Consider the following 25610-nt stretch of genomic DNA (forward strand, 5'->3'; position numbering starts at 1 on the left):
GGGGGCGGCTGTTTTTTTCCCCCCCAGCCCCCCCCAATGTGCGGCGGCGGGGGGCGCCCCCCCCCCAAAAAACCCGGGCCCCGCCCATAAATACCCAACACACCACCGCGCGCGGCCCCTTGCGTTAACCGCGGACGCTTAGTCCCCAACGGCCTCGCTGATGCGGCGGCGGATGCCGTCAAAGTGCCGGTTGAGCAGTTCGGAGGCCATGACTTTGTCACCCGCGGCGACAGCACCATAGATTCCACGGTGCATCGCGGCAGTCTTGACCAGGTCCTCGTTGCCCGGACCGATCTCCACGTGGATCTTCCGGTACACCTTCCAAAACACGCCCATGAGGTTGATCAGGAGCTCGTTGTTCAGGGGTTCGAAAAGCCGGCGGTGGAATTCGGCGTCCGCAGCCACAAAGTTTTCGCCGGCAGCGGCGAGCTCTTCCATCTGCTTCACGGCTTCTTCGATGGAAGCGAGCTGCTCTTTGGTCATGACATCAATGGACGAGCCGATGAGCCCGGATTCCAGTGCCTGGCGCACATCCACCAACTGCAAGGCTTCCAAGCCCTGGTGACGCAGGGAGAGGCGGCCCCGGAAAGTCAGCCCGTCAGCCAAGGCGTCAAAGTTGCTGGGGGCGACGAACATGCCGAAGCCGTGCCGGATTTCGATGACACCGAGGGCTTGCAGCACCTTGAGTGACTCGCGGAGCGTATTGCGTCCCACGCCGAGAGCGCCGGAAAGCTCACTTTCCGTCGGCAATGGATCGCCCGCCTCGAGCTCGCGCTCAAGGATCAATTCCATAATGTCCGACTGCAAAGCCCGCAGCCGGGCCTGTGCACTGAACCGCGCCTGCGGAACCACACCGGAAGTTGTCATGGCTTTCTCCTTGCCGATGCACTTGCCTTGAAGCGGGCGGAGGCCAGCCTTGGAAGCAAGTGCGGTGTTAATATTGAGGCGAGCTTAGTGCCCACCAAAGAATGAGTGACTCGCAACATACAATATCGGATGTCCCACCTCCGTCATAGCTATGTGCCGCGAAATCCTTGAGGTTTCCGTTCCGAACCGGCCGCAGCCGGCAATCCACAAGGCGTGCGCCAGCACCCTCAGCGCCGATTCACACTTGACGTCCCGTTGTGACCGCCCTTACAGTTTCAATACGAGCATCGGACGTCCTACATCCGATAACCCACGAAACGCGAATGGTGAGGCACCCTATGAGCAAGACGATCCACAGCCTGCCGCTGGTCAACGACGCCAGCCGCCGGAACTTCCTGAAGCTAAGCGGCGCAGTTGGTGCAGCAGCCGCCTTCACGGCAACCCTCTCCGCGTGCGGCGGCGCTGCCAGCACCACCACGGGCACGACCACCAATACCGCGGCAGTTAACAAGGACCTCACCATCGAGGCAGGCATCTCCTACGCGCTGTCCACTGGCTTTGATCCGCTGAGCTCCTCCGGAGCCACGCCGATGGCCGCCAACCTCCACATCTTTGAAGGCCTCATCGAGCTCCACCCCGCCACTCGGCAGCCCTACAACGCCTTGGCGGCGGCGGACCCCAAGAAGGTCAACGACACCACCTACCAGGTGACCATCCGCGACGGTGCAAAGTTCCACGATGGCTCCCCCGTCACCACCGAAGACGTCGCTTTCTCCTTCACCCGCGTGATGGATCCGGCGAACAAGTCCTTGTTCTCCCAGTTCATCCCCTTCATCCAGGACGTCAAGCCGCTGGATGCCAAGACGGTGGAGTTCACCCTCAAGTACGCCTTCCCCGGCTTCGGTCCCCGTATCTCGGTGGTCAAGATCGTTCCCAAGGCACTCGCCACCGACCTGAAGGCCTTCGACGCTTCACCGGTGGGATCAGGTCCGTACAAGCTCATCTCCGCAGTCAAGGACGACAAGATCGTCTTCGAAGCGTTCGCCGACTACAACGGCCCCAAGCCCGCACTGGCCAAGGGCATGACCTGGCTGCTGCTCTCCGACGCGGCCGCCCGCGTCACCGCCGTCCAGTCCGGCCGTGTCCAGGCCATCGAAGACGTTCCGTACCTGGACGTCGATGGCCTGAAGTCCAAGGTCAAGGTCGAATCCGTCCAGTCGTTCGGCATGCTGTTCCTGATGTTCAACTGCGCCAAGGCTCCGTTCGACAACAAGCTCGTCCGCCAGGCGTTGCATTACGGCATGGACAAGGAATCCATCATCAAGAAAGCGCTGTTCGGCAACGCAAAAGCCGCCAGCTCCTACTTCCAGGAAGGCCACCCGGATTACGTCAAGGCCAAGAATGTCTACGGCTACGACGCTTCCAAGGCCGAAGACCTGCTGAAGCAGGCAGGCGTTACCAGCCTTGAGTTCGAACTGCTCACCACGGACACTGCCTGGGTCAAGGATGTTGCACCGCTGATCCTTGAATCCTGGAACAAGATTCCGGGCGTCAAGGTCACCGTCAAGAGCCTCCAGTCCGGCGCGCTGTACAGCGACCGCGTGGGCAAGGGCGATTTCTCGGTGGTCGCGGCCCCGGGCGATCCCTCAGTCTTCGGCAATGACGCAGACCTCCTCCTGAGCTGGTTCTACTCCGGCGCAACCTGGATGGACAAGCGTGCTTTCTGGACCACCCCCGAGCGCACCAAACTGCAGGACCTCATGAACAAGGGCTCGCAGGCCTCCGGAGACGAGGCCAAAAAGATCGTCGGCGAAATCGTGGACATGGTGTCCGACGAGGTTCCGCTCTACCCAATCTTCCACCGTCAATTGCCCAGTGCCTGGGACGAGAAGAAGCTCAACGGCTTCCAGCCCCTGCCCACCACCGGCTTGTCATTCGTCGACGTCGGACGAACCGCCTAAAGCACCCTTCGAGTTGTGGGGCCCGCTCTGCGGCCTGAATCCCCCAAATAGCCCGCAGAGCGGGCCCCGCAACCAGCAGCACCCAACCAACCGGAGAACAAATTGGTCACGATATTGCGTCTGCTTGGCCGCAGGCTTGCAGCATTGCCATTGATGATCCTGGGCATTACGTTGCTCGTCTTCCTCGTCCTGCAGGCCGCCCCCGGCGACCAGGCAAGCTCCGCCCTCGGTGACGGCGCCAGTGAAGAAGCCAAGCAGCAGTACCGCCAGGACAATGGCCTGAACGATCCCCTGGTCCTGCAGTACTTCCGCTTCCTCGGAAAGCTCCTGCAGTTCGACCTCGGCGTCACCACCCCGCCGGCAAAGTCGGTGGCATCCATGATTGGCTCGGCGTTCCCCCTGACGCTCCAGCTCACCTTCCTGGGCGTGCTCATCGCGATCGTGCTTTCCCTCGCGTTCGGCATCCTCGGCGCCCTGTACCGCGACAAGTGGCAGGACCAGTTGGTCCGCGTCTTCTCCATTGCAGCGATCGCCACGCCATCGTTCTGGCTGGGCATCCTGCTCATCCAGTGGTTCGCGCTGGGCGAGAACCCGATGTTCCCCTCGGGCGGAATTGCGACGCCGGAGTCCGGCTTCGGCGGTTGGCTCAACTCGATGGCCCTCCCGGCCCTCGCGCTTGGCATCCCCGTCTCAGCATCGCTGATCCGGGTGGTCCGCACCTCGATGGTGGAAGAGCTGGACCGTGACTACGTCCGCACCGCCATCGGCAACGGCGTCCCCTACCGCGAGGTCGTCTCCAAGAACGTCCTCCGCAACGCGCTCGTCACCCCGGTGACCGTGCTGGGACTCCGCGTCGGCTACCTGCTGGGTGGCGCCGTCGTGATTGAAATGATCTTCGCCCTCCCCGGCATGGGCCAACTGATCCTCAACGGCATCACCAACCTGGACGTCAACCTGGTCCAGGGCGTGGTGCTCACCATCTCCGTCACCTTCGTTCTGGTGAACATCGTGGTGGACCTTCTCTACCTGCTTATCAACCCCCGAATCAGGACGGTATAGCTCATGCGCAGCAAGCTCGCAGAACGGCTAAGTGCCCCGGGCATTCGTTTCAAGGCCCTGCCCTGGGGCTCCCGTATCGCCCTGCTCTTCCTCATCATGATTGTTCTGGCGGCCATTTTCGCACCGGTCATCGCCCCGCACGATCCGCTGGAGACCTTCATTCCGGCCACCCCGCCGGGCGCAGAACACTTCTTCGGCACTGACCGGCTGGGCCGGGATATCTTCTCGCGCCTCCTCTTTGGTGCACAGTCATCGCTGATGATCGGCCTCGGCGCGGTGGCCTTGGCCATCCTTGCCGGTGCGCTCCTCGGCTCCTTCGCCGCGACGTCCAGCAAATCCGTGAACGAGATCATCATGCGGCTCATGGACATCCTCATGGCATTCCCCGGCATCGCGCTGGCGGCCGTGCTGCTGGCTGCTTTCGGCAACTCGGTTCCCACCATCATCATCGCGATCGCCATCATCTACACCCCGCAGCTGGCCCGAGTGGTCCGCGCCAACGTCCTGGCCCAGTATGGCGAAGACTACGTCCGTGCCGAGCGCGTGATTGGTGCAGGACGGTTCTACATCCTGGTCAAGCACATCGTCCGCAACACCGCAGCTCCGGTACTGGTGTTCGCCACGGTCATGGTGGCCGACGCCATCATCCTCGAAGCCTCGCTGTCCTTCCTCGGCGCAGGCGTCCAGGACCCGGCGCCATCATGGGGCAACGTCATTTCCTACGGCCGCAACCTGGTCCTGTCCGGCGGCTGGTGGGCCACCACCTTCGCCGGTGTCACCATCCTGTTGACGGTGCTCTCCTTGAACATCCTGGCCGAAGGCCTCACCGACGCCATGGTGAACCCGAAACTGCGCCGCGCACCCGTAGTAAAGGACGACGACGGATCCACCGCAATTGTGGCCGTGGACACCGAGGTCGCAACCTCCGTCGCCCAGCCCTCCGTAGTTGAGGAACACGAGCTCGACGGCGTCCGTGCCGCTTCCGGCGACACCGCCACTTCTGAGGTGGGTACGTCAGCCGTCCTCACCGATGTGAAGCTGGCCGCCGCCAACCCGCACCTCCTCCTGGACCGCGAGTTGGAGCTCCTGGCAGCCATCGAAGCGAAGCGCACCGACCGCCTCCCGCAGGTCTCTTCCGGGGCCCGCAATGTGCTGGAAGTCAAGAACCTGTCCATCCGCTTCCCCGGCCGCTTCGGCGACATCGCAATCGTGGACAACGTCTCCTTCACTGTCCGCGAAGGCGAGACCATGGGCCTGGTGGGTGAGTCCGGTTGTGGCAAGTCCATCACCTCGCTCGCAGTCATGGGCCTGCTGCCCAAGACCGCCCAGGTCACCGGTTCCATCAAGTTCGATGGCAAGGAACTCCTGGACTCCGCCACCAAGCACAGCAACCCCAAAGCCTATGAGGGCCTGCGCGGTGAGCAGATTGCCATGGTTTACCAGGACGCGTTGAGCTCCCTGAACCCGTCCATGAAGATCAAGGACCAGATGGAACAGCTGACCAAGCGCGGGGGTCGCAAGACTCCTGCCGAGCTGTTGGAAATGGTGAAACTGGATCCCGTCCGGACCCTCGCCAGCTACCCGCACGAGCTCTCCGGCGGCCAGCGCCAACGCGTGCTGATCGCCATGGCCCTGTCCCGTTCGCCGAAGATTGTTGTTGCTGACGAGCCCACCACCGCCCTGGATGTCACCGTCCAGAAGCAGGTTGTGGATCTGCTCAACGAACTGCGCGAACAGCTCGGTTTCGCGATGGTGTTCGTCAGCCACGACCTCGCGTTGGTGGCCTCCCTGGCCCACCGCATCACGGTCATGTACGCCGGCCAGGTGGTTGAATCCGCACAGGCCTCCGAACTGCTGCAGAACCCCAAGCACGAGTACACCCGCGGCTTGCTGGGTGCGGTCCTCTCCATCGAGGCCGACGCTGTCCGCCTCCACCAGATCCCCGGCACTGTCCCGTCCCCGCGGGACTTTGCAACAGGAGACCGCTTCGCGGCCCGCTCGCTGCGCGCCGACGCCGATCCCCACCAGACGCTGGTCCTCACCACGGTTGCCACAGCGAACGGAGACGATGCCGACCACTACTGGGCCAGCCATTTGAAGGAGGACGCGAAATGAGTGAATCAACCGGAAAGCCGGTCATCGAGCTCAAAGACGTCAAGGTCTACCACCATGCACGCACCGGTGGCCTGTTCCGCCCGAACATCGTCAAAGCCGTGGACGGCGTGGACTTCACCATCAGCCGCGGCGAAACCGTGGGCATCGTCGGTGAGTCCGGCTGCGGCAAGTCCACGCTCGCTTCAGTGCTCGTGGGACTGCAGCCGCCGACGTCGGGCAAGGTTCTGTTCCATGGAAAGCCCGCCATCAAGCGGAACGCAGCGATGCGCAAGCAGTTCGGCCGCTCAGTTTCCGTGGTCTTCCAGGATCCGGCGACGGCACTGAACCCCCGCATGACCATCCAGGACATCCTGACGGATCCGCTGCAGATCCATGGCATCGGCAACGCAGCCTCCCGCGCTGCCAAGGTCAAGGAACTGTTGGCGCTGGTTGGCTTGCCGCAATCGGCAGCTGAAGTGACGCCGTCGCAGGTTTCCGGCGGCCAGCGCCAGCGTGTGGCGATCGCCCGCGCACTGGCCTTGGATCCGGACATCATCGTGGCGGACGAGCCGACGTCGGCCTTGGACGTTTCGGTTCGCGCGCAGGTCCTGAACCTGCTGTCCGACCTGAAGACCCAGCTGAACCTCGGCATGGTATTCATCTCGCACGACATCCAGACCGTCCGGTACGTCTCGGACCGCATCTGCGTCATGTACTTCGGCAAGATCGTCGAGCAGGGCACAGCCACCCAGGTCTTCGACAACCCCAGCAACGACTACACCAAGAAGCTGCTCGGCGCCGCGCCAAGCCTGCTCCACATCTAGTTTTTCCCTTCACAAGCTACAAACAACGGAGAATTCTGTGTCCACTCAGTTCCAGGGCGTCATCCCCCCGGTCATCACCCCCCGCCACGCCGACGGCAGCATCGACACCGCGTCGCTGAAGAACGTCACCAAGCACCTGATCGACGGCGGTGTGTCCGGACTTTTCGTCCTGGGCTCCTCCGGCGAAGTCCCCTACATGACCAACGACGAGCGTGAGCTGGTGGTCTCCACCATCGCCGACGCCAACGCGGGAGCCGTCCCGCTGATCGTGGGCGCCAACGAACAAACCACCAACCGCGTCATCGAAGAAGCGCGCAAGGTGGTTGACCTCGGCGCCGACGCGATCGTGGTCACCTCCATGTACTACGCCATTGGCAATGCCGCGGAGACCGAAACGCACTTCCGTAGCATCCACGCCGCCATCGAGAAACCGATCTTCGCCTACGACGTCCCGGTCCGCACGCACTTCAAGCTCCCCACCGACCTCCTGGTCCGGCTCGGCCGCGATGGCGTCCTTGCCGGCGTCAAGGACTCCTCCGGCGACGACGTCTCCTTCCGCCAGCTGCTCCTCGCGGCAAAAGACATCCCCAACTTCGACATCTTCACCGGTCACGAAGTTGTGGTGGACGGCGCCCTCCTGGGCGGCGCGCAGGGTGTTGTCCCCGGCCTCGGCAACGTTGACCCGGCCGGCTACCGTCGACTGTTCGACGCCGCCCAGGCTGGCGACTGGGCTCTCGCGTCAAGGGAGCAGGACCGCTTGGCCGACGTCTTCGAGATCGTCTACACCCCCAATGGCCGCGTGTCCGGCGGAGCCGCTGGTCTGGGTGCGTTCAAGACCGCGCTGCAGGTGATGGGCGTCATCGAGTCCAACACGATGAGCTCGCCGATGCTTTCCCTGAACGATTCCGAGACGGCTGCAATTCGTTCAATTCTGGAGCGGAACGGGCTGGTCTAAGGTTCCATGACCGCTTCCATGACCCATGTGATCGGCGTTGACCTCGGCGGCACGAAAACCGCCGCCGGGGTTGTTGCCCCTTCTGGCGACGTGTTGATGTCGGAGACCATTCCGACGTTGAACCGGGCTGGTGGCGAAGCCATCCTCGATGCCACCGCTGCGCTGATCGCGGGCTTGGTGGAGCGCGCTGCCGACGCCGGACTTTCGGTTTCCGGCGTCGGCATCGGCTCCGCGGGGGTTATTGACGCTGTTGTTGGGTCCGTTGTGTCTGCGACCGACGCGATTCATGGCTGGGCCGGGACTGCGCTTGTGGCCGGGCTTGCTGCGCGGCTTTCGCTGCCGGCTGCTGCGGTGCGGGCCGTCAACGACGTCCATGCGCACGCTCTCGGCGAAGCCTGGCTTGGCGCGGCGGCAGGTTCCTCCAGCTCACTCATGGTGGCGTTCGGGACGGGCGTGGGCGGCAGTTTTGTCTTGGACGGCGCTCCCGTCTTGGGGCACCGTTTTGTCGGCGGGCATGTGGGGCACTTTGCTTCACCCTTTGCGGTGTTTTCCGGGCGTCCTTTGGCCTGCGTTTGCGGTGGAACCGGGCACGTCGAGGCTATCGCTTCCGGGCCAGCCATCCATGAGGCGTACTTGCGGTTTGGCGGGTCTTCGGACGAGGCTGTGGACACCCGGGGCGTGTTTGCCCTTGCATCTTCTGTCCCTGACGCGCACGACGGCGGTGCTGGCGCTGACTCCGCTGGCAGCCGCGCCGCCGCTGTGCGTGCCATCGGTGTTGGCGCAGCCGCTGCCGGACAAGCCGTGGGCGGACTCATCAACATCCTTGATCCTGAAACTGTGGTGGTCTCCGGTGGTCTGGCCGACGCCGGAGAGCTCTGGTGGAAACCCATGGAAACTGCCCTGCGCCAAGAACTGCTTGCCCCGTTGACTTCCGTGCCCGTAGTCCGGGCCACCCTTGGCAACACAGCCGCCATCGTTGGCGCTGCGAAACTCGTCCTTAAGCAGTCCGTAAGTAAGGGAACATCATGATCCTCACACCCGAAGGCCTTGAAGCCCTCCGCTCCCAACTGATCGTTTCCTGCCAGGCATACCCCGGCGAGCCCATGCGCGATCCCCGCACCACCGGCCAGGTGGCCGCATCGGCTGTCATCGGTGGCGCTGCGGCTGTCCGCGTACAAGGGTTGGCCGACGTGCAGTTCACGCGTGCCGCCGTCGAAGTTCCGGTCATTGGCCTCTGGAAAGACGGCCACGACGGCGTGTTCATCACCCCCACGCTCCGTCATGCACTCTCCGTGGCGAATGCCGGGGCTCATGTGGTGGCGATCGATGGAACGCGCAGGGCACGCCCGGATGGGCTTTCCCTCGCCGAAACGGTGGCCGGCATCCACGCTGGGTCCCACGCGCTGGTGATGGCCGATTGCGGGTCCCTCGACGACGCAGCGGCAGCTGTTGACGCCGGGGCAGACCTGATCGGTACGACATTGGCCGGCTACACCGGCGAGCGCCCGAAAACGAACGGCCCGGACTTGGATTTGTTGGAGCAGATCGCTTCCGCCGGACTGGGCAAGCCGCTCATCGCGGAGGGCCGCATCCATACCCCGGCTCACGCGCGGCAGGCCCTTGATGCCGGTGCGTTCGCCGTAGTGGTGGGGACTGCGATCACCCACCCGGCGTCGATTACGGGCTGGTTCAAGGGCGCACTGCACGCGTAACCCTGTGTTGCTAGGCCCGCTCTGCGCCCCAAAACCCACGCCAAGCCCGCAAAGCAGGCCTCACAACCCCGGTGACACCCCCGCCACTGGCCGCTCCTGCGCGCGGGAGTACTGGGACCATCCGCCGACGAACAGCTTGCCGTGGCCCATTCCCAGTTGTTCCATCATCAGCAGGTTGTGGCAGGCGGTCACCCCTGAGCCGCAGTAGGAGACAGTGTTCCCTGCGGACGAAACGCCAGCGCGTTCGAAGTTCGCGCGAATCTCAAGCTCGGGCAGCAGATGTCCCAAAGGGTGGAGGTTTCCGCGGCACGGGACGTTCACGGCCCCGGGTATGTGTCCAGGGCGGGGGTCCACGGGATCCTGGAGTCCATCGAAGCGGTCACGGTTGCGCGCGTCGATGACGGGGTACTTGCCGTCAGATACCTCGGAGATATCGGTGAGCAGGCGCCCGGGCCAGGATTGTGCCGAGAAAAACCCTCTGCGTGGCGGAGGTGTTTGGGCTGTGAGCTCTCCCGGGTAAGCGGCCATGCCTCCGTTGAGGATCGCTGCATTGTGTCCCGTCGACCGGAGCATCCACACGAGCCTGGCCGCGATGACTCCACCTGCGTCGTCGTAGGCGATCACCGCATCCGAGTCACTGATACCCGCTTGCCGCATGCCCTCGGCGAATACTTCGGGGTCCGGCAACGGGTTCCTCCCGGCCTCAGGGGATGCCGGCCCGGACAACCACTGGTCCAGGTCGATGAAGACGGCCCCGGGAAGATGGCCGCGCCGATACGCATCGCTCCCGGATGAGCCATCGAGATACCAGCGGCAATCTGCAAGAACGAACTTCCCGGGGTTGTCCGCGCACCAACTCCAGTCGACAAAAGGTTTCAGCTCTTCTTCCATGCACCCCAGATTAGTCAGCCGTCCCATATTTTGAGATACAGATCCCACTATTCGGACAAACTGCCACGTACGAGGCCCGCCCTGCGCCCCAAAACCCACGCGAAGCCCGCAAAGCGGGCCTCACAACCCGTGCTCACCCGGCGTAGGCTTTCCCCATGACTGCCGAGAGCTCCCGGGAATTCGATGTAATCGTGATCGGCGCGGGCGCCGTGGGGGAAAACGTAGCGGACCGGGTGGTCCGAGGCGGCCTGACGGCGGTGATTGTCGAGAGCGAATTGGTGGGCGGCGAGTGCTCCTACTGGGCATGCATCCCGTCCAAGGCATTGCTCCGGCCAGGAAGTGTCCTGCACGCCGCGCAAGTTGTCCCGGGCGCGTCCGAGGCCGTTACCGGGGTGGTCGATGCCCAGGCCGCACTCAAGCATAGGGATTGGTTCACCAATAACTGGCAGGACGGCAGCCAGGTGGAATGGCTGGACAGCGCCGGCATCGAGTTGATCCGTGGACGCGGCCGCATCACCGGCCCCCGCGAGGTCCAGGTTGATGGCCTCGACGGCAACAGCTACGCACTCAAGGCACACCATGCCGTGGTGGTCGCGACGGGATCAACCCCCACCATCCCCGATATCGAGGGCTTGAAGGACGTCCCGTTCTGGACGACCCGCGGGGCCACGGCAGCCAAGGAAGTCCCCCGGCGCTTCACCGTGCTCGGCGGCGGCGTGGCGGGTGTGGAAATGGCGCAGGCGTTTGCCCGTCTCGGCTCCGACGTGACCCTGATTGCCCGCGGCCGACTGCTGAGCAGTTACCCGGAGGAAGCCGCGAACCTGGTCCTGGCCGGGCTCCGCGCCGATGGCGTGTCCGTCCACGTTCATACCGATGTCCAGAAGGTCGGGACGAACGACGACGGCTCGGTGACGGTCGCGTTCGACGGCAAGACAGTCACCGCCGATAAGCTCCTGGTGGCCTCGGGAAGGCACCCCGCCTTGGCCAACCTGGGCTTGGAGAATGTGGGCGTCGAGGCTCAGAACGGCAAACCACTCCGGCTTACCACCGAATCCAGCGGACTCGTTGAAGGCCCAGCGAGCGATGGCACGAGCGGGCTCTGGCTCTACGCCGCCGGCGACGCCGCCGGCAAGGTACTCCTGACCCACCAGGGCAAGTACGAGGCCCGCGCTACCGGTGACGCCATCGTGGCCCGGGCCAACGGCAAGCTCAAGGGCACGCCCCAGCCGTGGAGCCCGTGGGCCCACACCGCCAACGATCACGCGGTCCCGAGCGTGGTGTTCACCGACCCCGAGGTCGCCTCCGTGGGCCCAAGCCTGGAGCAGGCGTTGTTGCAGGGCAAGAACGTCACCGGCGTGGAACTCCCCATCAACGTATCCGGTTCCCAGCTGCACTCCCCTGATTACAAGGGGTGGGCGCAGATCGTGGTGGATGAGGATCGCAAGGTCATCCTCGGTGCCACCTTCGTAGGCCCGGGGGTGGCCGAACTCCTCCACTCGGCAACCATAGCCATTGTTGGCGAGGTTCCCTTGGACAGGCTCTGGCACGCGGTTCCCTCGTATCCCACCATCAGCGAAGTGTGGCTGCGACTCTTGGAAAAGTACGGACTCTAATTTCTATTTGAACTGACCAGTCAGTTCAGTTAGACTTTTCGCAGACACCATTTCTGCGAAAGGCTTCATTGTGCTGTCCGTACAGCAACTCCAGATCAACGGCCGCCGGGACGATCTCCTTCCAGCCACGTCCCTTCAAGTCCGCCGCGGCGAACTCCTGCTCGTTGCCGGAGAGGGCCAGGACCAGCGGACGGCCCTGGCGTTGGCCTTGAGTGGCCGCATGAAGCCAAGCAACGGCGTCCTCAGCTGGGACACCACCACCAAGACCAAGAAGATCCGCCTCGCAAGCGCCCTCGTGGACTCCCCCGGCGTCAACGAGCCCGAGCAGCACCTCAGCGTCCGCGACCTCGTCACCGAAGACCTCTCCCTCATCCCCCGCCGCTACCGCGGTGCACTGCTGAGCAAGCCGTGGCTGAAGGTCAACAGCTTCGAGGACATCGCGGGACTCTGGATCGAACAGATTCCGGCCGGCCGCCGCCTTGAACTCCTGACCGCGCTTGCCTTGGCTGATCCAGCCACCGACCTCCTCGTGGTTGACTCCCCGGACCGCCACAGCGCCGATCCCGCGGCGTGGTTGCCGCGACTTCAGGCGCTGGCGTCCGACGCCGGGCGGCCGCTTGCCGTCGTCGCCGTCGTAGGTGCCCTCCCGGACAACTGGACCGGAGCCGCAGCGGTGATCGGCAACTCTGTCGCTCACCCCCCTGAACCGGAAGCGGAACCCGCCCCCTCCGAACCTCAGCCCGCCCAGCCAAAGCCGGGCACCGCCGTCGAGCTCCAGCCGGCCGCCGAGCTCCAGCCGGCCGATGAGCCCAAAGCCAAGCACGCGGCCAAGCCGGCCCCGGAAGACCCGGAAACGCCCGAAACTCCAGCAGCACCTAAAGCCGCTGCCGAACCTGACTCCGAAAACCTCCAAAGGACTGCAAAGTGACTGTTCTGCGGCTCGCCCGCTCCGAACTCAAGCGCATGACCGGCGGGCTCCTGCCCAAGCTGACCATCCTCGCCCTGACCATGGTGCCGTTGCTCTACGGCGCCGTGTACCTTTACGCGAACTGGGATCCGTACGGCAACCTGAACCAGATCGACGCCGCTTTGGTAGTCGAGGACACAGGCGCCACATCATCGGACGGCACCGAGCTGCAGGCCGGCCGGAAAGTAGCGGACAGCCTGGTTGAGGGCCACGTCTTCAACTGGAAGCCGGTCTCCAGCGCCGAGGACGCAGACGCCGGTGTCCGCACGGGCGAGTACGCCTTCGCGCTGCGGATCCCCAAGGACTTCTCCGCCAACCTGGTCTCCCCCGGCAGCTTCGACGCCGCCAACCAGGCCATGCTTCACGTCACCACCAACGACGCCAACAACTACCTGTTGAGCACCATCGTGGACAAGCTCACCACGGCCGTGCATTCCACCGTGGCAAAGGAAGTGGGCGAGGAAACCGCCAACCAGCTCCTCACCGGGTTCGGCACCATCCATTCCTCGATCGTTAAAGCGGCGGACGGAGCCTCGGAACTGGCCACGGGCGTGGGGAAGCTGAGCGACGGCGCCGGCACCCTCCACGACGGCACCACCCAGTTGGTGACCGGTGCCGATCAACTCGTGGCGGGGCAAACCAAGCTGCGTGACGGTGCGGTGCAACTCAACACCGGCGCCAGCCAGTTGAGTTCAGGCCTCACGGAACTGAAGAACAAGACCTCCACCCTCCCGGCCGACTCCAAGAAGCTGGCCGACGGTGCCGCGCAAGTAGCCGCCGGCAACGCCGAGCTGAACGCGAAAGTCCAGGACGTCGTCGGGCAGCTTGAAGCGGCGGACAAGGGCCTCCGGAACCGCGTCGTCGAGTCCAACGCCCGGCTGGTTACCGCTGGCGTGCTGACCCAGGAGCAGGCCGACAAGGTCCTGGCGGACTTCGACGCCGCTGCTGCTTCGGGCCCCGTCACGGACGCAAAGGCCAAGATTTCCGGCGATGCCGCCAAGATCCAGCAGCTCTCGGACGGTTCGGCCGCCGTGAGCGCGGGAGCTTCCAAGCTCGCCGCGGCAACACCAACGTTGACCGACGCCATCTCGCAGGCTGCTGCCGGTGCCGGACAACTGAACACCGGTGCAGCCACGCTGGCTGCCGGCCAGCAGACCGCTTTGGACGGTGCTGCCAAGCTCGACGACGGCGCCCGCCAACTGGACGACGGCGCGGGACAGCTTGCCAGCGGTGGAGTCACAGCCTCCGACGGCGCCCACACCCTGGCCACGGAACTGGCCAAGGGCGCGGGAGAGATCCCCAACCCGAATGATGAGCAGAAGAGCAGCGTGTCCAAGGTGATCGCTGATCCCGTCGCCGTGGACAACGTTTCCCAAGCCAAGGCAGGTTCCTACGGCGCCGGCCTGGCACCCTTCTTCCTGACCCTGGCACTGTGGATCGGCGTCTTCATGCTGGTCCAGGCCATGCGGCCCATCACCCAGCGGGCCTTGGCGTCCAACGCCCCCGCCTGGAAAATCGCCGTCGGAGGCTGGCTGCCGTTCTTCGTCGTCTCGGTCCTGCAGGCCACCATCCTCACCCTCGTGGTGAACCTGGGCCTCGGCTTGAACCCCGCCCACCCCATCGGAATGTGGCTGTTCATGTTGGCCGCGGTGATGGCGTTCAGCGCGATCATCCAGGGCATCGTGGCGCTGATGGGGACACCGGGCAAGTTCGTGGTGCTGATCCTGCTGGTCCTGCAACTGGTGTCCTCGGGCGGCACGTTCCCGTGGCAGACCACCCCCATGCCGCTGCACGTGGTGCACGAGGTCCTGCCCATGGGTTACGTGGTCACCGGCATGAGGCACTTGATCTACGGAGGCGAACTCAGCATGATCTGGCCGACTGTCCTTGGCCTCCTTGGATACACTTTGCTGGGAATGGCGCTGTCCACGCTCGCCGTCCGCAAGCACAAGGTGTGGACCCTCAAGACGCTGAAGCCGGAGATCGCAGTATGAGCACCACTGAGCCCGTCCCCGCCGGCCCTGCAGAAAAGAAGCTCCGGCCGGAACGCACCAACGCCACCAAGCAGCGCCTGTTCGAAGCCTCCATGGAGCTGATCGGCGAGCGCGGCGCCGCTGGGGTAACGGTGGACGAAATCGCCGCCGCGGCCGGGGTCTCCAAGGGCACTGTCTACTACAACTTCGGCAGCAAATCGGACCTCATCGCCCAGTTGCTCCGGCACGGCGTGGACATCATGCTGCTCCGGCTCCAGGATGTTCGTGGACAGGCCAGCGACCCCTTGGAGTCCATGAACAACATGGTGGGCCAGGCCATGGAATTCATGGACGACTACCCCTCCTTCGCACGCTTGTGGGTCAGTGAAAACTGGCGCACGCCCGGCGAGTGGAGCGCCGTGTTCGCCGAACTCCGTGCTGAGCTGCTGGCTGTGATCGGCTCGGCTGTGGAAAGCGTGGCGTCCGGGTACAAGGTCAACGAGTCCATTGCCCGCGGTTCCTTGGAGGCGGCGATCTTCGGGGCAATCTTTGTGGTGGGCCTGGACCGTCAGACATACAACCCGGAGCGGACCCGTGAGCAAAGCGTCGCAGCTGTGATGACCATCATGCACGGATACGTCATCAAGTAACTGGCTTTCCCTAACGGTATTCAACTGCAATGTACGACGGCGTGGCGCGGCCACTCGGTCGGCGATGATTAACCTCATGCGTCACATGGGGAACAGCGGGAAGCTTGCGGTGGTGGCCGCGTTCGTCTCCCTCGGGCTGTTGGTACTGGCAGCGGTGGTGCTCGAGGAACTGGTGTTGTACCTGTTCCTCGGCGCTGTGCTGGTCTGCTATCTTGCGTCCCTCGTCCAGGTCTTCAACCGCCGCCGCTACCTCGTGGTCCTCCTTGGCGCAGTGGGCACCAGCCTCTTCATTGGCTGCAGCATCGCGTTCCTGAGGATGTGGGGCATCGCCTTCAACCAGGATGCCAACGCCTTGGGCAGTGCCAGCAGCACCCAGGACTCCGACATCTACTTCTACCTGGCTGCCGCGGCCGGTGTTGGGACACTGGCGGTGCTGTTCCTCGGGGCCGTAGTGCCCTCGTTCGGATCGCGTGCCGCTGTCCCCACCAAACGACCCTCGACGGCGGCAAAGCGCACCCCAGCGCCGCGCAAACCGGCGCCCCGCGCCGGGACACCCGCCAAGCGCCCCGCACCCCGTACGCCAACGACGCCAGCCAGGCGGCCGGCGTCGAACGCTTCCGGCCAACGCAAACCGGCCCCCAAACGCTAACCACCCTGCATTGCGAGGCCCGCTCTCCACGCATCCCCGGGATCTAAACGCGCAGACCAGGCCCCACAACGGGGAGACTCAGGAGTCGAAACCCAGCCCCACGGCGTCGAGCGCTTTGAGGATGAGGTTCCGTTTCCCCTGGTTGTGGTCGGCCCGGTCCATGGACCACCGGGTCAGGTTGATGCCCAGGGAGGCCAGCGGCTCAGGCGGGAATGGCAGCGGGCGTTTCCGGACCATCTCCACCCGCGTGCGCTCGGTGTCGAGGCCGGCCAAAAGATCCAGGAGCACATCGGCAGCAAACGCCGTGGCACCCACACCCAGCCCGGTGAACCCGGCAGCGTACGCCACACGGCCCTTCCGCGCAGTGCCGAAGAACGCGCAGAACTGTGTGCTCGAATCGATGGGGCCAGCCCACTTGTGCGTGAACTTCAGGCCCTCCAATTGCGGGAACGTGGTGAAGAAGTGGGAGGCGATCTTCTCCCACGTGGCGGGCTGATGCTCGTGCCGCTGGTCCACCCGCCGGCCCCAGAAGTACAGGGCGTCATAGCCACCAAACAGGATCCTGTGGTCCTTGGTGATGCGGTAGTAGTGGAACTGGTTGGCCACGTCCCCGATGCCTTGCCGTTTACCCCAGCCGATGGACTCCAGTTGTTCCGCAGTGAGGGGCTCGGTCATGAGGGCGTAGTCGTACACCGGCACGGTCATGAGTTGGTTCCGCTTGAGCAGGGACGGGAACACATTGGTGCCAAGGACGACGTGCCCGGCCTCAACGCTCCCCCGTTCGGTAACCACAGTGACGCCGTCCTCATGGTCCTTGAGTTCACGCACGCGCGTGCCTTCAAAGATCCGCACACCCAACTCCGTTGCCACCCGCGCAAGTTCGAGGCCGAGCTTGTACGGATGGACCATCGCCACGGAGTCCTTGTGCCAGCGGCCCGCCAGGTATGTAGGCGAGTTGACCTCGGCCTGGATGGCTGCCTGGTCCAGGAAGACGCTCCCCAGGCTGTCGTCGTCCTTGAGCCAGGCAACCTGGTGGGGTTCGACAGCAACGTTGAGCTCACCCGTCCGCTCCCAATCGCAGTCCATGCCGTATTTCTCCACGGCTTCCTGCATGCGGTCCAGGTTTTCCATGCCCAGCCGGTCAAGGGTCTCCAGCTCGTCCGGCCAACGGTTCCTGCCATTCTCATGGCCGTGGGTGAGGCTGGCCTCGCAGAAGCCGCCGTTGCGGCCGGACGCGGCCCAGGCCACGTGTTCTGCTTCCACCAGGATCACTGTCCGGCCGGGGTCGCGTTCCTTGGCACGCAGCGCCGTCCAGAGGCCGGTGTATCCGCCACCAATGATCACAAGGTCGGCGGCAGCATCGCCGTCGAGCTGGGGGTAGCGAGTTGCTGAGTCCTTCAGGTCGTCGATCCAAAAAGGCCGGTGGGCGGCACCTTCCAGCGCACGGGATACGACGGCGGCCTGCGGGACATTCCGTTCGAAAACGGTGGTCTTCACGGGAGGTTCTCCTGTTTCAATCGGTGATCTAGGAACCGGTCAGGCAGAGACCGGCTCTGCGTCCCACAAGGGCCGGGGACGGGAGGCGATGAGGTTCCGGGTGTAGTCGTCTCCGGGGTCCTCAAGGATTCGCGCCGTGGGACCCTGCTCCACGATCCGGCCCTGATGCATCACGATCAGCTCGGAACAAATGCGCGAGACCACCGCGAGGTCATGGGTGACGAACAGGATGGTGAGTCCGAACTGGTCCCGCAGCTCCTCCACGAGGTCCAGCACCTGGGCCTGGACAGAGACGTCCAGGGCGCTGGTGGCCTCGTCCAACACCAAGAGCCTGGGACGGGCGGCAAGGGCTTTGGCCAAGGCGACACGCTGCCTCTGGCCACCGGAGAGGGCACGGGGCCGAGCGTCGAACCGTTCGGGCCCGATCCCCACCCGCGCCAGGAGATCGCGTGCACTGTCCTTGGCTTCCTTGCGTCCTTGCTTCTGGTGCAGGCGGAAGACATCGGCCACAGCATTGCCTACCGGAATGCGCGGGTCCAGGGAAAGGTAAGGGTCCTGGAACACAATCTGCACTTCCTTGGCCAGGACTTTCCGCTCGGAGGCCTTCAACGGCCGGTGTGGCCTGGGGACGCCGCGGAGCGTGAGTTCGCCTGAGCTGGCGGTTTCGAGGGCCACCACCAGCCGGGCAAGGGTGGATTTTCCGGAGCCGGACTCGCCCACCACCCCCAGTGAACCGCCCTCGGGAAGGCTGAAGCCGGCATCGTCCAAGGCAGTGATGACGTCGCCGCGGGGCAGTTGGTAGGTCTTGGTGAGCCCGGAAACCTGCAGCAGGGGAGATCCCGCCGTCTCCGGCGCAGAACCGGCACCCACCTCAATCACAGGCGTCGCCTCCACCAGCTGCCGCGTGTAGTCCTGCCGGGGCGCCAGGAACACGGTCCGGGTTGGTCCGTGTTCCACCACTTCGCCGCGACGGAGCACGTAGACGCGTTCGCACAGGCTCGCGGCCAGGTTCAGGTCGTGCGTGATGAACAGCATGCCCATACCGCGGGACTGTTGTTCCTCGCGCAGGAGCCGCACGATCCCGGCCTGGGTGGTGACGTCCAGGGCCGTCGTGGGCTCGTCGCAGAGCAGCAGATCCGGTGAATTCAGGAGCGCAGCGGCAATCATGACCCGCTGGAGCATGCCGCCCGAGAGCTGGTGCGGGTGCTGGTCCATGAGTTCCTTGGCCCGCCGAAGCCCCACTTGCTCCAGTTGCTTCACGGCGCGTTCGGTGGCTTCGGCGCGGGCCAGACCCTCAAACCGCACGAGTGTTTCCGTGAGGAAGTCCCCCACGGTCCGGACCGGATTGATGCCGGCCCGGGGGTCCTGGAAAATCATCGAAGCATGCTTGCGGCGCAGCTCCATCAGCCGTTGCTTGCCGGCCGTCAGGGTATCGAGGCCCTGCACCGACACGAGGCCGGAGGACTGTGCACCGCCGGGAAACAAGCCCAGTGCGGCCCGGGTGGTCAGGGACTTGCCTGAGCCGGACTCCCCCACCAAGGCGACCGCTTCGCCGTCGTCCACGTGCAGGGAAACGCTGTCCAGCAGCGGCGGACGGCCCGGAAACCCGAGCGTAAAGTTTTCGATCTGCAACAGCTGGCTCATGAAAGTTTTCCTCCGATGCGGTCTGAGAGTTCCTCGCCGATGACGTTGACGGCCACCACTACCAGGACCACTACCAAGGCGGGCCAGAAGGCGGGCAGGATGTACCCACCCAGCAGGGCGCCGCGGGACTCCTCGATCATGGCTCCCCAGTCGCTGGTGGGCGGTTGGACGCCCAGTCCGATGAAGGAGAGCGCTGCGAGGTCGGCCAGCACGTAACCGAAGTTCAGCGTGGATTGGGCGCCGACTGTGGGAATGAGGTTGGGCAGCACCCTCCCCAGCACCACCCACGGCGTCCGGAACCCCAGCACGCGGTACGCCTGGACGTAGGGCCGGCTGCGTTCAGCCACCACCAGGGATTGCGCGAGCCTGGCAACGTACGGAACATAGGCGATGGTCATGGCCAGGATCGGAGCAAAGAGCCCCTTACCGAACAGGGCGATGGCGAGCATGGCCATCAGCAGTGCGGGAAAAGCGAAGAGAAGGTCGAAAACCCGGCCAAGGACCTTGCCCAGCCAGCCTTCGGACCAGCCGGCCACCAAGCCAAGCAGAAGTCCCAGCACAGTGGACCCGATCACCACGATGGTGGGTCCCAGGAGCGAGGTCCGTCCACCGTGCATGAGCCGGCTCAGGAGGTCCCGGCCCAGCGCGTCGGTGCCCAGCAGATGTTGCCCGCTGGGACCGGCCAGGACGTTGTTGAGGTCCACATAGTCCGGGTCATACGGCGCCAGGACCGGGGCGAACAGGGAAAGAAGCACGACGGCGGCGGCAACGGCGAGCGCGCCCCACGCCATGGGTGACAGGAGGCTGCCGTAACGGCTAAGGCCTGCCTGCGGCAGCTGGATGGCCAAGGTCATCGGGACTCCGTTCCGGCCGCGATACGCGGATCAATGAGGGGTTGGACGAGGTCCACCACGGTGTTCACCACAACGAACGCGGCAACCACCACCATGACGATCGCTTGGACGACGGCGAAGTCCAGCCTGTCAATGGACTGCACCAGGAGCTGGCCGATGCCGGACAGGCCGAACGTCCGCTCGATGATCGCGCTGGAGACGAGGAGGCCGGCCACCAGCACGCCGCTGACGGTCAGGATGGGTCCCAGGGCGTTGCGTAACACGTGGCGTGCCACCACGGATCCGCGGGTGAGGCCCCGGCTGGTTGCAACTTCGACGTGTTCGCGGAGCAGTTGCTCGTTCATGGAGGAGCGCGTCACCCTGGCCACCATCGCGATATAGGTGATGCCCAAGGCGAGTGCGGGGAGGGTGAGGTGCCAGATCCGGTCCAAGCCGCCGTCGCCGCTTCCAAAGGAGGGGAACCATCCCAGGCCTACGGAGAAGAGTGCTACCAAGGCGATGGCTGCCACGAACGGCGGAACGGCCCCGGCAGCGGTGAGGGTGATGAGGATGAAGCGGTCGCCGAAGCCCTTGTTCAGGCTGGCCACGATCCCGGCGAACAACCCAAGGATCGTGATGAACACTGCGGCCAAAGCCACGAGTTGCAGGGTGGTGGGCAAGCGGCCGAGCAAGACGTCGGAGACGTCCTGGCGGTAGGTCAGCGAGCGTCCCCAGTCTCCGTGCAGGATGCCGCCGAGCCAGTTCAAGTACTGTTCCCAGGCCGGCTTGTCCAAGCCGAACTGGCGGGTGATTTCTTCCAGTGCTTCGGGCTTGGGGCTGCGTCCCCTGAGCAGGAAACGTGCAGGGTCTCCGGGGACCAGGAAGCGGGAGAAGAAGACGGCCAGGGAGGCGACAAACAACGTCAGGGCCAAGGCCAGCAGCTTCTTCACGATGTACACGGCCGGGCGGACTGCCCTGTTCCTGGCCTGCTTCCGCATGGGTTCGCCCGGCGCCGGGGTGGCCAGGACCTGTTCTGCAGCGGTCATGTCAGCGACCTCCAATCTGGGCTGCCCACGGGAAGTACATGTAGTTGATGGAGGGGTCCGCTCCGGTAATGCGCTTGCTGAGCCACATGGAGGTAACGGTCTCGTAGAGCGGCCCCCAGACCACTTCCTGGCTGGCCAGTGTGGCGGCCCGGCCCGTGAGCTTGCCGCGGGCGTCAGGGTCCTGCACGCTGTAGGCGGAGTTCACCAGGTCATCGAATTCCGGGTTGCTCCAGCCGCCGTAATTGCTGAAGTCCCCGGTCCGCAGCACGCTGTACATTTCCAGGGGCTCGGTGCTGGAGAGGTACCAGGACGTCACCAGCAGGTCCACGTTCTTGCGGGCCTCCGGGTCGGAGAACAGGGTGGTGTATTTGTCGTTGGACATGGTCTGGATTTCCGGATCCAGGCCGATCTCCTTGGCCGCGGACGCGATGGCCCGTGCCGTGATGTCGAACGCGGCATTCAGGGAGGCGGTGGCGAAGACGAACTTGCTGCCTTCGGCTCCGGCTTCCTTGACCAGCTTCCTTGCCTCTTCCAGGTCATAGGGCGTGGAGAGGAGGCCGTCAAAAGCCTGGTCCGCCGTCCCGGCCGGGACGTCCTTCCACACGCTTCTGGTGGTCAGCGCGTCCGTGCTCTTCGCGTATCCCTGCTCTGCGGCCTTGATCAGCGCGTCACGGTTGATGGCCATCATGAGCGCCTTGCGGACCCGGACGTCCTGGAAGGTCCCGGCCAGGTTGGTGAAGACCATGCTCTGCACGGAGGTGTCGTTGCCGAAGTAGAGGGACCCGGCATCCTTGCTGGCTTTCAGGATGTCGATGGCGTTGGACGGGATCGCGAAGCCACCGTCGATTTCGCCGGTCTGGAAGGCGTTGATGCGGGACGTGGCGTCCGGGAGCATGGTGAACGTGACCTGCTTCGACTTGGCTTTCAGGTCCGGGTCCCAGTAGTCGTCGAAGCGTTTCAGGGTGATGCTCTCCCCCGCTTCCCATTGCTCGAATTCGAAGGGGCCGGTGCAGTTCACGCCGGCTTTGGAGTTGCCGTAGTCCTTGCCTGTTTCTTCGAGCGTTGTGGCGGACTCCACCACCCCCGGGGCGCCGACTAGGGACGCGTTGAACACATAGTCCGGGCGCGTGGTGGTGACGGTGACCTCGTAGTCGCCGGTCTTCTCGATCGACTCCACGTTTTGGTAGGACGAGGCCCAGAACGAGCCCACTTCCGGATCGAGGTGGCGGCTGAGGGACGCGACCACATCCTCTGCCGTCATTTCGCTGCCATCGTGGAACTTCACGCCCTGGCGGATGGTGTAAACCCAGGTCAAGGGATCCGGGTTCTCCACTCCCGTGGCGAGGCCGGGCGAGGTGGACAGGTCCGCATTCCACCGGAACAACGACTCACACACGTTGGACAGGACCGTGTTGTCCGGGTAGTCGAAGGCGTAGGCGTAGTCCAGGGAAAACGGCTCCGCGTACATGGCCCAGGTGAAGTTGTCGATCTCCTTGGTGGGGGCAGGCGTGGAGTCGGACAAGGTGTACTTCGCACCGCCCGCCGCGTCAGTCACGCCGGCGGGCCGCACGCCGCAGCCGCCCAGGAGCAAGCTGACCACGACGCCGGCGACCATCACCGCTGTGATGCGCGACGGCGTCGTCCGCTGTTTGAAGCGCACGGTACCGCGCGCTGTTGGCGGCCTCATTGCATCACCTCGGACTGGTGGCTGCGGGTTGTTTCCGTGAGTGAGCTTTGGGCCGCCGCGCGGTCATAGACGCATTCGCCCCCAATCCACGTCTGCGTCACCACCGCCCGGTGCAGTTCGTCCACGGGAAGGTCGAAAATATTGACGTCAAGGACGGCGAGATCGGCCAGCTTCCCCGGTTCCAGGGTTCCCGTTGCGGCGTCCAGGTGGTTGATCCACGCCGTGCCGTGGGTATAGGCGTCCACGATCTGCTGGAGGCTGAGCTTTTGTGAAGCGGGGCCGAGCGGGGGCAGGTCCTCGCCGGGAGCTGTGCGGTTGACCGCTACGTGGATGGCTGCGATGGGGTCGGCTGTGGACACCGGCCAGTCGCTGCCCGCCACCAATCGGGCGCCCGCCGCAGCCAGTTCTCCGAAGGGATAGTGCCTGTCCTCGGCGCCCGGTTCCAGGAACGGGAGGGTCAGGGTGTCCATCTGTTCCTCGTGGCAGGCCCAGAGCGCCTGTACGTTGGCGGCCGCATTGAGCTCCGCGAAGCGGGGAATGTCCTCGCCGCGAACCAGCTGCAGGTGGGCCAGGTGGTGCCGGTGATCATTCGGGCCATTGCTCTCCCGGGCTTCCTGCACCGCGTCCAAGGCGTCCGTTACGGCGCGGTCGCCGAGTGCGTGGAAGTGCACCTGCATGCCGGCGGCATCTATCGCGGTGACGAATTCCTTCAGCTCTTCGGGCTCGAAGAACTCGATGCCGCGGTTTTCCGTGTGGTGGCCGTGGTGGTCCAGGTAGACGTGGTGCATGGCCGCCGTGTAGTTCTCTGCCACGCCGTCCACCATGACTTTGACGGTGTTGGCGTTGAGCTGCAGGGGATCGAATGCTTCGCGTACGGTATTCCGGCGTTCGACGATTGCTTCCAGCTGGGCCATCCCGGCCGTCCTGTCCCACCACTGGCAGGCCGTGACCCGTACTTTGAGGTCCCCGGCCTTTGCTGCGTCCTGGTAGACCTCCAGGTGATCGGCATGTTCGCCCTCCGGGATGGGAACCCAGGCGTCCTGCCAAGCCGTGATGCCCTGAGCGAGCAGCAGCTGCTGGGACGCGAGCAAACCTTGGTAGGCCAGCTCGTAGGGAACTGCTGGCTTTACCGCGTTGAAGAGGTCCATGGCACCTTCGTGGACGGTGCCTGCCGGAGTGCCATCCTCTTCGCGTTCCAGCCGGCCACCGTCCGGGTCAGGGGTGTCCTTGGTAATCCCGGCGGCTGTGAACGCCGCAGTGTTGGCCCAAGCCCCATGGTGGTCCCTGTTGACGAGGTACACCGGCCGATCCGGGACCACCGCATCAAGCAGTTCCCGCCCGGGGGTGCCGCCGGCGAACAGATCCATGGACCAGCCTGCGCCCAGGATCCATGGTTCGTCCGGGTTCTCCATGGCGTAGCGGGCAACTGCTGCCACGGCCTCTTCTGCGCTGGCCACCTCGGTCAGGTCGCACTGGAGCAGCTCTATTCCGGCGAAGATGGGATGGATATGGGCATCCTGAAAGCCAGGGAGGACCAGTTGCCCTTCCAGGTCCACCCGTCGGGTGTCCGGCGTGACGGGTCCGTGGGTGTCCAGGGGGCTTCCGACGGCGATGATCCTGCCGTCGGTTACTGCAAGGTTTGCCCGGATGGGTCCGGCGTCATTGCCGGTGTACACCCATCCGTTCTCAAACAAAATCTCTGCGTGCACGGTCGAGTCCTTTCGTGGGGAAATTCAACTCTGCGAGACACACTATGAGCCGGATCACACTAAAGTCAACAGTGTTGACATCAATGCTGACAAAGACTTTGACTTGACCTTGAGAGGAGGAAACCATGAATCATGTAGGTTGATAACCAACCCGGGATCGCATGGAAGGCGGACAACTGATGGTGCAGCCAGCACAGTCGACGGACCGCCGCACCCGCCTGGACCCTGCCGCCATCATTGACGCCGTCCTCCGAATCTCCAGCCAGGAACTCGGTGACCGGTTGACCGTCCGGCGGCTGGGACAGGAACTGGAGGTGGACGCAACAGCCGTCTACCGGCATTTCCGGAACCGGGACGCAATCGTCAGGGCAGCACTGGACAAGTTGTTCATGATGTCAGTGGAGCGCACGCTGGCCGTGGCACGCGAGCAGGATTGGCGCACCCGGCTTGAGGCCTACCTTGACGAACTCCTCAGGGTCTTCATGCAGCACCCCTCGCTGGGCAGCGAGTCGTTCGCCACGGACACTTATGGCCCCGGCGAATTGAAGGCGATCGAGTTCGTCCTGCAGTGCCTGACGGATGCCGGACTGGCCGAGGACCGCGTGGTGCACTACTACGCAGCCCTGGAAAGCTACACCCTGGCCCTCGGTGCCGGGATCGCCGTGGAAATCCAGCGGCTCCCGGATTCAGAAGGCCACGACCCATGGCTCAACCCCCGGATTTTCACCCGAATCACAGGCCATCCGCTTCTTGAAAAGCACCACGGAGCCCTTCAAAACCTGGACTCCCTGAAGGCATTCCAGGCCGGCCTTGCGGCCATCCTGGACAGCGCCGAGCGCGAAAGCACGCAGCGACCCCAGGCCTGACCGCCTGCAATTGCGGCGGCCTCCCACCGGCGGCCTCCCAACTGAGGCGCCCACGCACCCACCCCACCTTCATCGCACGCACGCCGCCACCCGGCGTCGTCCCTTCAGCACTG

The 25610-nt window shown here is 64.5% G+C and carries 21 protein-coding genes; 13 read left to right on the plus strand and 8 right to left on the minus strand.

The features are described from left to right. Nucleotides 1-138: 138 nt before the first annotated feature. On the minus strand, nt 139-867 hold the full coding sequence (locus tag LN996_RS15820) for a FadR/GntR family transcriptional regulator (protein ID WP_231341336.1): 729 nt from the start codon (nt 865-867) through the stop codon (nt 139-141). Between the two features lie 338 nt (nt 868-1205). Here LN996_RS15820 and LN996_RS15825 point away from each other — a divergent pair, with 338 nt between their 5' ends. The 7 genes from LN996_RS15825 to LN996_RS15855 all read left to right on the plus strand — a co-directional run bounded on the left by LN996_RS15825 (nt 1206) and on the right by LN996_RS15855 (nt 9472). Further along, complete coding sequence (locus tag LN996_RS15825; RefSeq protein ID WP_374110784.1) at nt 1206-2828, plus strand: ABC transporter substrate-binding protein; 1623 nt, start codon at nt 1206-1208, stop codon at nt 2826-2828. A 102-nt stretch (nt 2829-2930) separates the two neighbouring features. Then, nucleotides 2931-3887, plus strand: a complete 957-nt coding sequence (locus tag LN996_RS15830; RefSeq protein ID WP_024819607.1) for an ABC transporter permease — start codon at nt 2931-2933, stop codon at nt 3885-3887. 3 nt (nt 3888-3890) lie between these two features. Then, nucleotides 3891-6002, plus strand: a complete 2112-nt coding sequence (locus tag LN996_RS15835) for a dipeptide/oligopeptide/nickel ABC transporter permease/ATP-binding protein (protein ID WP_231341340.1) — start codon at nt 3891-3893, stop codon at nt 6000-6002. Further along, nucleotides 5999-6805: an ATP-binding cassette domain-containing protein gene (locus tag LN996_RS15840; RefSeq protein ID WP_231341342.1), complete on the plus strand. Its 807-nt coding sequence runs from the start codon at nt 5999-6001 to the stop codon at nt 6803-6805. Before LN996_RS15835 ends, LN996_RS15840 begins: the two co-directional genes overlap by 4 nt. A 37-nt stretch (nt 6806-6842) precedes the next feature. Next, entirely contained in the window at nt 6843-7760 is a 918-nt protein-coding gene (locus LN996_RS15845; RefSeq protein ID WP_231341344.1) for a dihydrodipicolinate synthase family protein, read from the plus strand. Nucleotides 7761-7778: 18 nt separating this feature from the next. Continuing rightward, nucleotides 7779-8789, plus strand: a complete 1011-nt coding sequence (locus tag LN996_RS15850) for an ROK family protein (RefSeq protein ID WP_231341403.1) — start codon at nt 7779-7781, stop codon at nt 8787-8789. Further along, nucleotides 8786-9472 (plus strand): N-acetylmannosamine-6-phosphate 2-epimerase, encoded by a 687-nt coding sequence (locus LN996_RS15855; RefSeq protein WP_231341350.1) that lies wholly within the window; start codon nt 8786-8788, stop codon nt 9470-9472. The genes LN996_RS15850 and LN996_RS15855 overlap by 4 nt, the downstream gene beginning before the upstream one ends. A gap of 60 nt (nt 9473-9532) precedes the next feature. On the opposite strand, the gene LN996_RS15860 is transcribed toward LN996_RS15855, so the two are convergent. After that, nucleotides 9533-10363 (minus strand): sulfurtransferase, encoded by an 831-nt coding sequence (locus tag LN996_RS15860; protein ID WP_231341357.1) that lies wholly within the window; start codon nt 10361-10363, stop codon nt 9533-9535. A 155-nt stretch (nt 10364-10518) separates the two neighbouring features. On the opposite strand from LN996_RS15860, the gene LN996_RS15865 reads away from it, so the two are divergent. The 5 genes from LN996_RS15865 to LN996_RS15885 all read left to right on the plus strand — a co-directional run bounded on the left by LN996_RS15865 (nt 10519) and on the right by LN996_RS15885 (nt 16215). Further along, nucleotides 10519-11976 carry an NAD(P)/FAD-dependent oxidoreductase gene (locus LN996_RS15865; protein ID WP_231341359.1) on the plus strand — a complete coding sequence of 486 codons (1458 nt, stop codon included), beginning with the start codon at nt 10519-10521 and terminating at the stop codon, nt 11974-11976. Nucleotides 11977-12046: 70 nt separating this feature from the next. Then, nucleotides 12047-12904 (plus strand): ABC transporter ATP-binding protein, encoded by an 858-nt coding sequence (locus LN996_RS15870; protein WP_231341360.1) that lies wholly within the window; start codon nt 12047-12049, stop codon nt 12902-12904. Then, nucleotides 12901-14937: a YhgE/Pip domain-containing protein gene (locus tag LN996_RS15875; protein WP_231341362.1), complete on the plus strand. Its 2037-nt coding sequence runs from the start codon at nt 12901-12903 to the stop codon at nt 14935-14937. The genes LN996_RS15870 and LN996_RS15875 overlap by 4 nt, the downstream gene beginning before the upstream one ends. Continuing rightward, on the plus strand, nt 14934-15566 hold the full coding sequence (locus LN996_RS15880; protein WP_159704735.1) for a TetR/AcrR family transcriptional regulator: 633 nt from the start codon (nt 14934-14936) through the stop codon (nt 15564-15566). The genes LN996_RS15875 and LN996_RS15880 overlap by 4 nt, the downstream gene beginning before the upstream one ends. Nucleotides 15567-15651: 85 nt before the next feature. Beyond that, complete coding sequence (locus LN996_RS15885; RefSeq protein ID WP_231341363.1) at nt 15652-16215, plus strand: hypothetical protein; 564 nt, start codon at nt 15652-15654, stop codon at nt 16213-16215. A gap of 78 nt (nt 16216-16293) precedes the next feature. On the opposite strand, the gene LN996_RS15890 is transcribed toward LN996_RS15885, so the two are convergent. From LN996_RS15890 to LN996_RS15915, 6 genes are read right to left on the minus strand one after another with little or no spacing between them, the layout of a single operon-like run. Continuing rightward, nucleotides 16294-17712: an FAD-binding oxidoreductase gene (locus LN996_RS15890; RefSeq protein WP_231341365.1), complete on the minus strand. Its 1419-nt coding sequence runs from the start codon at nt 17710-17712 to the stop codon at nt 16294-16296. A gap of 39 nt (nt 17713-17751) precedes the next feature. Next, on the minus strand, nt 17752-19356 hold the full coding sequence (locus LN996_RS15895) for an ABC transporter ATP-binding protein (RefSeq protein ID WP_231341367.1): 1605 nt from the start codon (nt 19354-19356) through the stop codon (nt 17752-17754). Next, nucleotides 19353-20210 carry an ABC transporter permease gene (locus LN996_RS15900; protein ID WP_231341369.1) on the minus strand — a complete coding sequence of 286 codons (858 nt, stop codon included), beginning with the start codon at nt 20208-20210 and terminating at the stop codon, nt 19353-19355. Before LN996_RS15900 ends, LN996_RS15895 begins: the two co-directional genes overlap by 4 nt. Then, on the minus strand, nt 20207-21235 hold the full coding sequence (locus LN996_RS15905) for an ABC transporter permease (RefSeq protein WP_374110783.1): 1029 nt from the start codon (nt 21233-21235) through the stop codon (nt 20207-20209). Before LN996_RS15905 ends, LN996_RS15900 begins: the two co-directional genes overlap by 4 nt. Nucleotide 21236: 1 nt before the next feature. Next, on the minus strand, nt 21237-22922 hold the full coding sequence (locus LN996_RS15910; RefSeq protein WP_231341372.1) for an ABC transporter substrate-binding protein: 1686 nt from the start codon (nt 22920-22922) through the stop codon (nt 21237-21239). Next, nucleotides 22919-24631 carry an amidohydrolase gene (locus LN996_RS15915; RefSeq protein ID WP_231341380.1) on the minus strand — a complete coding sequence of 571 codons (1713 nt, stop codon included), beginning with the start codon at nt 24629-24631 and terminating at the stop codon, nt 22919-22921. Before LN996_RS15915 ends, LN996_RS15910 begins: the two co-directional genes overlap by 4 nt. A 179-nt stretch (nt 24632-24810) precedes the next feature. Here LN996_RS15915 and LN996_RS15920 point away from each other — a divergent pair, with 179 nt between their 5' ends. Further along, nucleotides 24811-25497, plus strand: a complete 687-nt coding sequence (locus LN996_RS15920) for a TetR/AcrR family transcriptional regulator (RefSeq protein WP_231341382.1) — start codon at nt 24811-24813, stop codon at nt 25495-25497. Nucleotides 25498-25610: the final 113 nt, after the last annotated feature.

It is taken from the genome of Arthrobacter sp. AK01, from assembly GCF_021109375.1.
Lineage (GTDB): Bacteria > Actinomycetota > Actinomycetes > Actinomycetales > Micrococcaceae > Arthrobacter.

Excerpts from the sequence above, each read along its gene's own strand:
- LN996_RS15900 (WP_231341369.1), bottom strand. The coding sequence starts at position 20,210 with ATGACCTTGGCCATCCAGCTGCCGCAGGCAGGCCTTAGCCGTTACGGC.
- LN996_RS15885 (WP_231341363.1), top strand. The coding sequence starts at position 15,652 with ATGGGGAACAGCGGGAAGCTTGCGGTGGTGGCCGCGTTCGTCTCCCTC.
- LN996_RS15860 (WP_231341357.1), bottom strand. The coding sequence starts at position 10,363 with ATGGAAGAAGAGCTGAAACCTTTTGTCGACTGGAGTTGGTGCGCGGAC.
- LN996_RS15850 (WP_231341403.1), top strand. The coding sequence starts at position 7,779 with ATGACCCATGTGATCGGCGTTGACCTCGGCGGCACGAAAACCGCCGCC.
- LN996_RS15865 (WP_231341359.1), top strand. The coding sequence starts at position 10,519 with ATGACTGCCGAGAGCTCCCGGGAATTCGATGTAATCGTGATCGGCGCG.
- LN996_RS15825 (WP_374110784.1), top strand. The coding sequence starts at position 1,206 with ATGAGCAAGACGATCCACAGCCTGCCGCTGGTCAACGACGCCAGCCGC.
- LN996_RS15855 (WP_231341350.1), top strand. The coding sequence starts at position 8,786 with ATGATCCTCACACCCGAAGGCCTTGAAGCCCTCCGCTCCCAACTGATC.
- LN996_RS15910 (WP_231341372.1), bottom strand. The coding sequence starts at position 22,922 with ATGAGGCCGCCAACAGCGCGCGGTACCGTGCGCTTCAAACAGCGGACG.
- LN996_RS15835 (WP_231341340.1), top strand. The coding sequence starts at position 3,891 with ATGCGCAGCAAGCTCGCAGAACGGCTAAGTGCCCCGGGCATTCGTTTC.
- LN996_RS15880 (WP_159704735.1), top strand. The coding sequence starts at position 14,934 with ATGAGCACCACTGAGCCCGTCCCCGCCGGCCCTGCAGAAAAGAAGCTC.
- LN996_RS15840 (WP_231341342.1), top strand. The coding sequence starts at position 5,999 with ATGAGTGAATCAACCGGAAAGCCGGTCATCGAGCTCAAAGACGTCAAG.
- LN996_RS15895 (WP_231341367.1), bottom strand. The coding sequence starts at position 19,356 with ATGAGCCAGCTGTTGCAGATCGAAAACTTTACGCTCGGGTTTCCGGGC.
- LN996_RS15905 (WP_374110783.1), bottom strand. The coding sequence starts at position 21,235 with ATGACCGCTGCAGAACAGGTCCTGGCCACCCCGGCGCCGGGCGAACCC.
- LN996_RS15920 (WP_231341382.1), top strand. The coding sequence starts at position 24,811 with ATGGTGCAGCCAGCACAGTCGACGGACCGCCGCACCCGCCTGGACCCT.
- LN996_RS15820 (WP_231341336.1), bottom strand. The coding sequence starts at position 867 with ATGACAACTTCCGGTGTGGTTCCGCAGGCGCGGTTCAGTGCACAGGCC.